Here is an 11,554-nt window from a genome sequence, read left to right on the forward strand (position 1 = left end):
GGAACTTTTTTATTTTTGGTGGTCGTGTGACTTTTCGGCGAGTGATGGTGAAATGATGGCGACTTTTTTACCATGAAACTACACGGATCCGCTCTGGACTAACCCTCATTAGCCTCATTGCGCTATAAACTATGTCACACATTTTTTGGTAGTTAGGAGCATCAGCACATGCAACTGGGGATTATCGGACTAGGCCGCATGGGCGGTAACATTGCGCGGCGCCTGATGCTCAATGGGCACACCACCGTTGTATATGACCGTAATGAAGCCTTCGTCAAAGGCCTGAGCGAGGAGGGCGCCACCGGCGTCGCCGGCTTGGAGGCCCTGGTGGCCGGCCTGCAAAAGCCACGCGCCGTGTGGGTGATGTTGCCGGCAGGCGCGCCTACCGAGGACACCATCAACGAACTGAGCGGGCTGCTGGAAAGCGGTGACGTGATCATCGACGGCGGCAACACCAATTACAAAGACGACGTGCGTCGCGGCAAGGCCCTGGCGGAAAAGGGCCTGCACTACGTCGACGTCGGCACCTCGGGCGGTGTCTGGGGCCTGGAACGTGGCTACTGCATGATGATTGGCGGCGACGTGGAAACCGTGCAGCGCCTCGACCCGATCTTCAAGAGCCTGGCCCCTGGCATCGGCAGCATCCCGCGCACCAAGGACCGTTCGGCCAGCGCCGACCCGCGCGCCGAGCAGGGTTACATCCATGCCGGCCCAGCGGGCTCCGGTCACTTCGTCAAGATGATCCACAACGGCATTGAATACGGAATGATGCAGGCGTTTGCCGAAGGTTTTGACATCCTCAAGACCAAGAACTCGGAAAACCTGCCGGAAGATCAGCGTTTTGACCTGAACGTGGCCGACATCGCCGAAGTCTGGCGCCGTGGCAGCGTGGTGTCGTCGTGGCTGCTGGACCTGACCGCCGATGCCCTGGCGACCGATCCGAAGCTGGATGGCTATTCCGGTTCCGTGGCTGACAGCGGCGAAGGCCGTTGGACCATCGAAGCGGCCATGGAACAAGCGGTACCGGTACCGGTGCTGTCGACATCGTTGTTCGCCCGTTTCCGTTCGCGCCAGCAGAGCACTTACGGTGACAAAATGCTGTCGGCCATGCGCTTCGGCTTTGGCGGCCACGTGGAGACTTCCAAAAAATGACCGCCAACGGCAAGAAACCCAAGGCCGAAACCGCTCCACCCACCACCTTGTTTCTGTTTGGCGCCCACGGCGACCTGGTCAAGCGCCTGCTGATGCCGGCGCTGTACAACCTGAGCCGTGACGGGTTGCTGGGCGATGGACTGCGCATCGTCGGCGTTGATCACAACGCCATCAGCGACGCCGACTTTGCCAAGAAGCTCGAGGATTTCATTCGCACCGAGGCCGCCGGCAAAGTCCGCGGCAATGCCGACAATGCGCTGGACCCACACTTGTGGGCCCAACTGGCCAAAGGCATCAGCTACGTCGAGGGCGATTTCCTCGACGACAGCACCTACGCCGACATCGCGCAGAAAATTGCCGACAGCGGCACCGCCAATGCCGTGTTCTACCTGGCCACCGCACCGCGTTTTTTCAGTGACGTGGTGCAACGCCTGGGCAGTGCCGGATTGCTCGATGAGACGCCGGAGGGCTTCCGCCGCGTGGTCATCGAGAAACCGTTCGGTTCCGACCTGGCCACCGCCGAAGCGTTGAACGCGTGCCTGCTCAAGGTGATGAGCGAGAAACAGATCTATCGCATCGACCATTACCTGGGCAAGGAAACGGTACAGAACATCCTGATCAGCCGTTTCTCCAACGTGCTGTTCGAAGCGTTCTGGAACAATCATTACATCGACCACGTGCAAATCACCGCCGCGGAAACGGTCGGCGTGGAAACCCGAGGTAATTTCTTCGAGAAGACCGGCACTTTGCGTGACATGGTGCCCAACCACCTGTTCCAGTTGCTGGCCATGGTCGCCATGGAACCGCCGGCGGCGTTCGGCGCCGACGCGGTGCGCGGTGAGAAGGCCAAGGTGGTGGGCGCTATCCGCCCCTGGTCCGTGGAAGATGCGCGGGCCAACTCGGTTCGCGGCCAGTACACCGCCGGTGAAATCGCCGGTAAGTCACTGCCGGGTTACCGTGAAGAAGCCAACGTCGCGCCCGACAGCAGCACCGAGACGTTCGTCGCGTTGAAGGTGATGATCGACAACTGGCGCTGGGTCGGCGTGCCGTTCTACTTGCGTACCGGCAAGCGCATGAGCATCCGCGACACCGAGATCGTGATCTGCTTCAAGCAGGCGCCTTACGCGCAATTTCGCGACACCGAAGTCGATGAGCTCAAGCCCACCTACCTTAAGATCCAGATCCAGCCGAACGAAGGCATGTGGTTCGACCTGCTGGCCAAGAAACCTGGGCCGACCCTGGAAATGGCCAATATCGAGTTGGGGTTCGACTATAAGGACTTCTTCGAGATGCAGCCGTCGACGGGTTACGAAACCCTGATCTACGACTGCATGATCGGCGACCAGACCCTGTTCCAGCGCGCCGACAACATCGAGAACGGCTGGCGTGCCGTGCAGCCGTTCCTGGATGCCTGGAAGGAAGATGACGGCATCCAGGCCTACAAGGCTGGCGAAGATGGCCCGGCGGCGGCTGATGCGTTGCTGGCCCGTGACGGCCGCACCTGGCACAGCCTCGGATGAGTGATGCAGCGATTCATCCCATCCGCTTTATCCTCAGTGATGTAGATGGCACGTTGCTGCATCCGGATCACAGCCTCAGCCAACGCACGGCCGATGCGGTGCGCGCGTTGCGTAAGGCCGGGGTGTTTTTCAGCCTGGCCAGCGGCCGCCCGCCTAAGGCTATGTTGCACCTGATCGAGACCTTCGGCATCGACGTGCCGGTGGCAGGCTTTAATGGCGGGACGTTGATCAACCCGGATGGCAGCATCCTGGTGGCGCACCATCTGCCGGCGGAAGCGGCATTGGTGACGTTGGCGCTGTTTTCGGCCGAGCCGGACGTGGAGGTGTGGGTGTTCGCCGATGGCGACTGGCTGCGCCGTGACCCGCCAGGGCCGATGGTTCAGCGCGAGGCCGACGGCCTCGGGTATGGGCCGGTGGTGGTGGAGAGTTTCGAGCCGTACCTGGACCGGGTCGACAAGATCGTCGCCGCGAGCAACAACACCCAATTGCTGGTGGAGCTGGAAGCGCAGTTGCAACCCAAGGTAAAGGGCCTGGCCCAGGTGTCGCGCTCGCAGCCGGTTTACCTGGATGTGACGGCGATGCTGGCCAACAAGGGCGAGGCCTTGAAGACCCTGGCGGCGCACCTTGGAGTGGCGCTGGAGCAAACGGCAGCGATTGGTGATGGCGGCAACGACCCGGCGATGTTTCAAGTGGCCGGTCTATCGATCGCCATGGGCCAGGCCGAAGAAACCGTCAAGCGCCAGGCCAGCGTGGTCACCGGCAGTAATATCGAAGACGGCGCTGCCGAAGCGTTCGAGCGATTTATTCTCACCGCGCGATAAGTAAGTTCAACTTCCGATCACTGTAGTGCGGTGATCGGAAGTTAGGCTGTCGGCTTACTTGGGCATTGCCCACTGCTGCAACTCGTAGCCATTTTTGTCGAGCTCGGCACGCGCCTGCAACAGCAAGTTTTCCAACTGCGCCGGGTCGGTATACGTATTCGATGACAGCTGTTTGCGGCCGATACGGGTATTGGTGCGGTCGATGACGCTCAGGCTGAGGGCGCCATTGCCATCGTGCCAGGCCACGCACTGGAAGGGCTGGAAAGCACGGTCTGCAATCAAAAGAGCTTCGTTGATGCGCAGCGGAGCGTTCATGTGTGTCGTCTCTCTCTATGCCCGTTCAAGTGAGTACCGGCGGTTGGGCTGACCGTGCGGTGGGTTACTTGTACTGATGCACGATGGTGGGGTATGGGTCACATGCTAGAGCGAGAAATTTTAACGTTCCCTGATTAACGTCATGTAAGCGGCTGTTTTGTATGTTGAATGAAGGTTTCGCCCGACTTTAAAAAATCATGGAGAGGTGGCTTTTCGCCCACAGTTATAGCGAAAGGGTACAAGGGCTGCGTCAATATTTTGTTAATGTGCCTGTCAGTCATCACAAACTGTTGTTTCTAATAACGTTAATTGTTCTGGCGACAAGGAATTCCCATGCTCGTTTCCCCCGCGCAACGCCGTTTGCTGGTGGTTGACCCTTGTGACGATTGCCACGGGTTACTGCCCGGCTTGCGCACGGTCGGCTGGGAAGTGGACAGCTGTGCCCTGGCAGCGGTGGGCGATCGTTCCTGCGACGTGGGCCTGCTGCGGTTGCAGCCCTGTCATCTGGAACGCCCCGAAGCGGTCAAGGAGTTGATTGGCCGTAGCGGCACCGAGTGGATCGCGGTGCTCAGCCAGGATGTATTACGCCTGCAGAACGTCGGGGATTTCGTCTGCGAATGGTTTTTTGACTTTCACACCTTGCCGTTCGACGTGTCGCGCGTGCAGGTCACCCTGGGACGCGCCTTCGGCATGGCGCGCCTGCGCAATAAGGGCTACACCCCGGTGGGCGGGCCTGAGCATGAGTTGTTGGGCGATAGCCGCCCCATCCGTGAACTGCGCAAGTTGTTGTCAAAGTTGGCGCCCACCGAATCCCCGGTACTGATTCGTGGCGACAGCGGCACCGGCAAGGAACTGGTCGCCAAGACGCTGCACCGCCAATCCCAGCGGCACGCCAAGCCGTTTGTGGCGATCAACTGTGGGGCGATTCCTGAGCACCTGATCCAGTCGGAACTCTTCGGCCACGAAAAGGGCGCTTTCACCGGTGCGCATCAGCGTAAGGTCGGACGCATCGAGGCCGCCCACGGAGGCACGCTTTTCCTCGATGAAATCGGCGATTTGCCGATGGAACTGCAAGCCAACCTGTTGCGCTTTCTCCAGGAAAAACAGATCGAGCGCGTCGGCGGCAGCCAGCCCATCCCGGTGGATGTACGGGTGCTGGCGGCCACCCATGTCGACCTTGAAGCCGCCGTCGAAAAGGGCACTTTTCGCGAAGACCTGTATTACCGGCTGAACGTCCTGCAAGTCGTCACGGCGCCCCTGCGCGAGCGCCATGGTGACGTGGCGATGCTGGCCAATCACTTTTCACGTTTCTATAGCCAGGAAACCGGCCGCCGCCCGCGCAGTTTCAGCCAAGAGGCCCTGGTGGCGATGGGGCAACACCCGTGGCCGGGCAATGTGCGTGAGTTGGCCAACCGCGTACGCCGTGGCCTGGTGTTGGCCGAAGGGCGCCAGATCGAAGCGGTTGACCTGGGGCTGCAAGGCGAGCCGCAGGTTTCGCCACCGATGGCTACATTGGAAGATTACAAACACCGCGCCGAACGCCAGGCGTTGTGCGATGTGCTCAACCGGCACAGCGACAACCTGAGCGTCGCCGCCCGCGTGCTGGGCATTTCCCGGCCGACATTCTATCGGTTGCTGCACAAACACCAGATTCGCTAGGGGCGGGTAAACCGAAGCTGGATCAGAAGTAGTACGGGAATTTCAGACTGAACGTAAAGTCTGGCGCGTCGTCGGTCATGCCAATCGCCAGGTTCGGCACGATGGTCAGGTTATCCGACGCGGCAATCGTCATGCCCACGTTGAAGTAGCCGGCGTTGGCATCGCTGGAAACCACCGACTGCCAGTCGCCGCCGCTCGGCTTGAGTTTGCTTTTGCGCTGCACAAGGTCTGACACCGAGAACGACATGCTCATCTTTTCGTTCAAGGCAAACGCCACGCCGACACTGAACTGGAAGCTGTCGCCCAGGCGCACCTTGCCTCCCACCTTCTGGTTGACCTCGCTGCTGATGTCGTCGAACGAGTCTTCGAAGTTGTGGGTGTACGACAGCGAACCGAACAACACGGTCGGGTCGAAGGTCTTGACCAGGGAAATGCCCGGCGTGACCGACCAGACACCGTTGCCCGTCGGCAGGCTTTCCGGCAGGTAGAGGTTGTCGTTGCTGGGCTGCCGGACCAGCTTGATGCCGAACGGCTCTTTGCCCGTAGGCGCTTTCACCCGTACCGACACCACCGCATCCGGCAGGCTGGGGGTTTCATCGTGGAATTTGTACGCCACGCCGACGTTGACGTCGCCAAGGGTGGGGTCGCGGGTCGCCGAACCTTCCGAGGTGGCCGTGGCATCGTTGCCGGCGCCGCCGGACTGATAGGTCGAGTCGCGGTACACCACCGGCACGTTCAGGTCGAACTGCCAGCGATTGTCGAGGTTGTAGCGTCCGGTCAGGTCCAGGGTCCAACTGTCGGATTTGATCCGGTCCAGGTTGATGTTGCCGAGGAAGATCGAGTCCAGCGCCAGGAAGCCATTGAGGGTCAACTGGCGAGCGTCATAACGGGCATAGGTGATGCCGGTTTCGACGCTGAATTTGCCATTGCCGAAAAAGCCGCTGGCCTCGTTGTAGAGATTGCTCACGCTTTGCGCAGGGGCGGAGTCGTCCTTGAGTGACTGGCCGTAGGAGCTGCCGCCGCCTGCGCCACCTGATGCCGCAGCCGCGCCCGTGCCGGCGGCGACGGTCGCGGCTTTATTGAAGTCGGCGGGGGATTTGGCCAGGCGCTTGGGCGCCGGCACCGCCGGTTGATCCTCCACTTGGCGCACACGTTGTTCCAGCACGGCCAGGGCCTTTTGCTGCACGTCGTAGCGTTGCTTGAGTTCCAGAAGCTCCTGCTTGAGGGTTTCGATATCGCTATCCGGCGCGGCATACAACACGGATGCAGGTAAGAGCGTACTTAAACAGACTACCGCGCGGAGCGATAACGATCGATGCATGAAATAAGCCGTCCTTTCCAATGCGTGAGTATCGAGGGTCAGCTTCAATAACCGAGCGTGCGCAGGCCTTTGAGTTGATCCAAATTGCAGTTCAACGCGCCATTGTTCAAACCGTTGTTATTCATCACGACGTTGAGTTGGGTGATGTTGTTGACGACGTTGGTATTGCCGGTCAAAACCGTCCCTTGCAGTACATTCCCACCGCCGATCTGCTGCAGGCTGTTGCCTTGGTTGTGGTTGGCCTGGATCGCCATCTGCAGGCCGCCATTGTTGGCCGACACGCTGACATGGCCTGCCTTGCTTTCACCGGTGACGGTGCCACCGGCCACCAGGATTTGCCCGGACTGCTGGGTGTTGGCAGGGGCCAGGCCGTCTTGCGCTACGTTGATGCCCACGGTGTTGTAGGCGGTGTTGCCATCGCCGGCAGTGCGCACGCTTTGGATCACGCCCTGGCCACTGCCCAGGCCTGCGCCGCCGACCACGTTGCCGGTGCCGGTGTTCTGGTTGCCTGCGGCGCCCACGGAGCCGGTGGTTTGCACATAGAACTGCGGGGTGACGGTGCTCTTGTCGAGCTGCATGCTGGCCTTGCCGGTGATGCTGTCGCCCACGGCATTGGTCCAGGTGCTGCTCATCACAATGCCGAAGCTGATAATTCGTCCCGGCATTACATAGCGGCCGCGCAGTTCGGCTATTTCCGAATCCTTGAGTTCGATCGGTTTGAAACCCGATGAAGCATAAGCGGGCATCGAGCCTGCCAGACACAAAACCGTCAGCCAACGGGAAGTGTTCATCTCTTGCTCCTGGAGCGTCCTGCTCCTTATTGCGCTTCTAGAAGAAGTCGCTCTGGATAAAACCGAAATCCATCAGCTCGGCGTCGCCCACGGGCTTGAACGCGTTCAGCTGATTCCTGGCGGTCAGCGGCGTGGGCGGGTCGAGCAGAACGTTGGCCTTGTCGTAGCCTTCACCCAACACGGCGAACACGATGCCATTCCAACCCTTGACGAAGTCATCCCGTGAGTAGCGCTTATGGCCCAGCACCGGGTCGCCGATGTACACCCAGTCGTTGTCGGCTCGTTGCATCACCACAAAGTGCTTGTAGCCACGGATTTCCAGCAGCACCACCACCGGGATTTTCACGGTGCTCAGGGTGTCGGCGGCAATCTTGTAGCCCCGGGCGCGCATGCCGATGCTTTCGAGGTAGCGCTTCATGTCCAGCATGGAAAAACCCTGGGTACGCACCAGCTCCTGGTCGGCGGTGACCAGCATGCCTTTGATGATGTGTTCTTCGTCGACGTCCAGCCAATAGGCTTGGCGCAGGAGGGTGGCGAGTGCCGCGGCACCGCAACTGAAATCGGTTTTCTGTTCCACCAGGTTGGCGAACCGGCGTTCACGGATGCTCTCGACCTTCTTGAAAATCACCGCACCGCCCGGCATGGCGGAGATTGCCATGGTGCCTGCCCAGGTGGTGCCGGTCAGCAACATCAGGAGGGTGAGGGACGCGAGACGCATGATCGGATGACCTGGTGGACACTGGAATAAAAAAGGGCCTCGTCGCCAAGGCCCCATTGGATCAGAAGCGCACGCCGCTGGTGCAGACGCTGCAACCTTGGCCGATCGACAGGCTGTTGCTGCCCTGGTTGCCCGCGCCGGATTGCAGGTTCACACCCACGTTGCCGGAGTTGCGGTTAACCGAATTGTCGAGGCTGGCGTTATTGGACACGTACTGAGGTTTGCCATACCCGTGGCTGCTGGCGGCGGTATTGAGGTAGCTGTTATTGAGCGAGTTCTGCTCGGTATTGGCAGCCGCCGCAATGTTCTTGCCGTCAGCGGTAGTGATTGCCAGGTTGTTTTTACCCTGGTTGCCCTGACCGGCCTGGCCGTTGTAACCCACGTTACCGGAGTTGCCGTTGACCGAGTTGTCCAGGGAGGCGTTGTTTTGCGTGCCTTTGTTGACGAAATTGTTGTGGGTGCTGCCTTGATCCAGATCGATCACCGCGAACACGGTGGCAAAGTCGCCTTTGGCACTGGAGATGGCCCCCGCGTTATCCGCCTGGTTGCCGGAACCCGACTGCACGTTGACCCCCACGTTACCGCTGTTGCCGGTGACCGAATTGTCGGCAGAGGCATTGTTTTCGGTGTTGGTGTCGTCGAACTTGTTGTGCTGGCTTTGTTGTACATCGGTGACCGCAGCGGCAACCGTACCGCTAGGTTGAGGCGTTGGATGCCAGCCGCCCCCTGCTTGAGCGGCGGTAGCCATGAGCGCGGCGAGCGCGAAAACCATTGGTTTCAGGGCCATTTGAGGTTTCATGGTGTTTCTCCTTGCTTCTAATGAGTTGGGTTAAGTGTTGGTACGGTCCAGCCAGTGCTACCAAGCGCCTACTTGATAGTGATGCCCAGGGTGTTAGCCACTCGGTTCCCCACCCCGGCACTCTGGTTCACCTGAATCACTCCTCGGCTGCCGGTGAAGGCCTGGTCGCTGGTCACGACCTGGCGGCTGCCAGTGGTGGAGGTGAGCCCTGAGTCGGTCAACTGCGTCGTGTTCTGTTGCAACAGGACGCTGTCATCGATGCTTTGCGGGCCAGGATTGACACTGATCCGCACCGCATTGATCGATTGGTTATTGGCCCCGGCCGACTGGTTGATGCCCAGTACGCCGTTGCCGTTGGTAAAGGCGGTGCCCAGGATCGCCGCCTTGGCGTTCAAGGACGGGTCGACGTTGCCGTCGAGTTTCTGCAGGTTGAGGGTGGTGGCCTGGCCGCCGAGGACAATGGCGCGGCTGTTGGACATTTGTTGCCGGGTACCGGCCGCCTGGTTGATCGACAAGACGCCCTCATACTGTTTGCCGCTGCTGCGGATCAGGGCGCTGTTGTCAGCCATGCCCGACGCGCTGCCCAACAGCGCCAACAGCCACGCGAAGCGCGCCATTACTTGCCCCCCAGCATGCCGCCGATAGTGTTCAAGGGGGCCATGCCGCGTTGGATCGAATCGCTGATCTGCCCACCCATGCCGCTGCCTGCGCCGTGGCCGGCGGCTGCGCCAGTGGCCCCCACGGTCGACATACTGTTTTGCGTGGTGCCCAAGCCAGGCAAATGGCCGTTGGGCTGGATGGAACGGGCAAGGCTCGAACCGCTGCTGACGCTGCCAATGTCCACATCACTGAGTTCGCCGGAGGTGGCGCTGATGACCGCTTTGCTGGGGTTGGCGTTGGCAGTGGTGGGGTAGGGGTCGGGACGGGAGGTGCGCCCATACATATGACCCTGCACGGTGCGCCCTGTGACGATCACGCCGTCACCCGCCTGGCTCGGCAGGCTGATGCCGGCGCTGAGCACGCAACTGATCAGCAGTGCGTTTATCGAGGCGTGAGTGAGTGTGTCCACGGCGGCAGTCCTTTTTATTCACGCTGACCCTGAACAGCGTTGTCAGGGACAGAGCAGAAGGCGTGCCGCTTTTTATTTCTCCTTCCTGTTCAGGCGGTTGCGACTTTCGTTGGATGAGGCAACGGTTGCGGTGTTTCAGGCATGAGACAGTCGCCGCCCGGCGCGTTATGCCGGGCCTTGCGCGCCAGTTGTATCAACGATGAAACAGTGCCCATGACAAAACCATGAAGCCGCGCCGGTGGGGCGTTTCAGGGCACATGGTTGTTTCAAAAATGGACATTTCGCGCGGACTGCCGATTCGGTGGCGCCGACGGTATCAGCCCTTGGGCGCTTTGCGCGGGATGGCGTTGAGGACGGGATTGCCATCCTGGTTCTGGGTCAGGTAGACCGGCAGCACCTTGGGCAGCGACGGGATGAGGTTGTTGATATCACTGAGGTTATAGATGCCGCCAATGCGGATTGCCCCGGTGCCGGCATCAGCCAGCATCACCGGTTTGCTCAAATAGCGGTTGATCAGCGGCAGCGCATCGGCCAAAGCCAGGTTGTCGAGTACCAGTTTGCCCGAACGCCAGGCAAGCGCTGTGTCATCGGGCTTGATCGCGGCGACTTGCGGGGTGGCGTCGCCCTGGTGATAGCTTGCCTGCATTCCCGGGGTAAGCGGCACGCTGCCATGCACCAGGTCGCTGGCGATCTGCACAGAGCCTTCAAGCAACATCACCCGCACCTGGTCTTCATATTTCCAGACGTTGAACTGGGTGCCCGTCACCCGAATCTGCCCATCGCCGGCCTGCACGACAAAAGGGTGATCACCGTCGTGAGTGACGTTGAAAAACGCTTCACCTTTTTTCAATGTCACCTGACGGCGGTCTTTGTAATCGCTGTAGACCAATTCGGTGCCCAGGTTCAGATCCACCTGGCTGCCATCGCCTAGGGTAACGGTGCGTAAGCCGTTGACCGCTTCGAAATGCTTATAGGCGCTTGGCAACCAGCCGGTTTCCCAGCCGGTAAAAGCGGCCAAGGGTAACGCGGCCAGGCAAATGGCGGCCGCGACCGCGTAGGTGTGCCAGCGTGGGCGCGGCTTGAACGGCATCACGATGGGTGCCGGCGTGCTGCGCGGCAAATGATCGGCCACGTCCCAGATTTCCAGCATCGCCGCGTACTCGAAGGCGTGCAGCGGATGAGCGTCGTGCCATTGTTCAAACGCCTGACGGTCGGCGGCCGAGCAATCTTCGGCATGCAAGCGCATGCACCAATGCGCGGCGGCGTCGGTAATGGCGTCGTATTCGGCTTCTGAAAGGGACTTTTCGCTCATTGACTCATCCTGATTTCTCACATTCTAACCCCCTGAAGCTCACAGCGAGAACAGCATCATGGCGATTGCATATCAAT

12 protein-coding genes are annotated in these 11,554 nt (G+C 60.3%); 4 read left to right on the forward strand and 8 right to left on the reverse strand.

What is annotated here, in order from left to right:
- Positions 1-168: 168 nt before the first annotated feature.
- Genes gnd through Q1V60_RS04865 form a run of 3 tightly spaced genes read left to right on the forward strand, consistent with a single transcriptional unit; the run spans position 169 to position 3,493 of the window.
- Entirely contained in the window at positions 169-1,152 is a 984-nt protein-coding gene (gnd, locus tag Q1V60_RS04855; protein WP_300627938.1) for a phosphogluconate dehydrogenase (NAD(+)-dependent, decarboxylating), read from the forward strand.
- Positions 1,149-2,672, forward strand: coding sequence for a glucose-6-phosphate dehydrogenase (zwf, locus tag Q1V60_RS04860; protein ID WP_300627940.1), 1,524 nt, complete (start codon positions 1,149-1,151; stop codon positions 2,670-2,672). Before gnd ends, zwf begins: the two co-directional genes overlap by 4 nt.
- The gene (locus Q1V60_RS04865; protein ID WP_300627942.1) at positions 2,669-3,493 is read left to right on the forward strand and encodes an HAD family hydrolase; all 825 of its coding nucleotides are present in this window, start codon (positions 2,669-2,671) and stop codon (positions 3,491-3,493) included. The genes zwf and Q1V60_RS04865 overlap by 4 nt, the downstream gene beginning before the upstream one ends.
- Before the next feature lie 54 nt (positions 3,494-3,547).
- Here Q1V60_RS04865 and Q1V60_RS04870 read toward each other — a convergent pair whose 3' ends face one another.
- Positions 3,548-3,808, reverse strand: coding sequence for a hypothetical protein (locus Q1V60_RS04870; protein ID WP_300627944.1), 261 nt, complete (start codon positions 3,806-3,808; stop codon positions 3,548-3,550).
- A 333-nt stretch (positions 3,809-4,141) separates the two neighbouring features.
- Between Q1V60_RS04870 and Q1V60_RS04875 the strand changes: the two genes are divergently transcribed.
- Entirely contained in the window at positions 4,142-5,467 is a 1,326-nt protein-coding gene (locus Q1V60_RS04875) for a sigma-54 dependent transcriptional regulator (RefSeq protein ID WP_300627945.1), read from the forward strand.
- A 22-nt stretch (positions 5,468-5,489) separates the two neighbouring features.
- Here Q1V60_RS04875 and Q1V60_RS04880 read toward each other — a convergent pair whose 3' ends face one another.
- From Q1V60_RS04880 to Q1V60_RS04910, 7 genes are all read right to left on the reverse strand, one after another.
- Positions 5,490-6,788, reverse strand: coding sequence for a hypothetical protein (locus tag Q1V60_RS04880; protein WP_300627946.1), 1,299 nt, complete (start codon positions 6,786-6,788; stop codon positions 5,490-5,492).
- Between the two features lie 44 nt (positions 6,789-6,832).
- On the reverse strand, positions 6,833-7,579 hold the full coding sequence (locus Q1V60_RS04885; protein ID WP_300627947.1) for a hypothetical protein: 747 nt from the start codon (positions 7,577-7,579) through the stop codon (positions 6,833-6,835).
- 37 nt (positions 7,580-7,616) lie between these two features.
- Positions 7,617-8,297 carry a C39 family peptidase gene (locus Q1V60_RS04890; protein ID WP_300627948.1) on the reverse strand — a complete coding sequence of 227 codons (681 nt, stop codon included), beginning with the start codon at positions 8,295-8,297 and terminating at the stop codon, positions 7,617-7,619.
- A 61-nt stretch (positions 8,298-8,358) separates the two neighbouring features.
- On the reverse strand, positions 8,359-9,096 hold the full coding sequence (locus Q1V60_RS04895; protein WP_300627950.1) for a hypothetical protein: 738 nt from the start codon (positions 9,094-9,096) through the stop codon (positions 8,359-8,361).
- Positions 9,097-9,164: 68 nt separating this feature from the next.
- Positions 9,165-9,713, reverse strand: a complete 549-nt coding sequence (locus Q1V60_RS04900) for an adhesin (RefSeq protein ID WP_300627951.1) — start codon at positions 9,711-9,713, stop codon at positions 9,165-9,167.
- Positions 9,713-10,165: a hypothetical protein gene (locus Q1V60_RS04905; protein ID WP_300627953.1), complete on the reverse strand. Its 453-nt coding sequence runs from the start codon at positions 10,163-10,165 to the stop codon at positions 9,713-9,715. Before Q1V60_RS04905 ends, Q1V60_RS04900 begins: the two co-directional genes overlap by 1 nt.
- A 316-nt stretch (positions 10,166-10,481) precedes the next feature.
- Complete coding sequence (locus Q1V60_RS04910) at positions 10,482-11,477, reverse strand: FecR family protein (RefSeq protein WP_300627955.1); 996 nt, start codon at positions 11,475-11,477, stop codon at positions 10,482-10,484.
- Positions 11,478-11,554 lie beyond the last annotated feature (77 nt).

The sequence above is a fragment of the Pseudomonas sp. genome (assembly GCF_030147005.1).
Taxonomy (GTDB): Bacteria; Pseudomonadota; Gammaproteobacteria; order Pseudomonadales; family Pseudomonadaceae; genus Aquipseudomonas.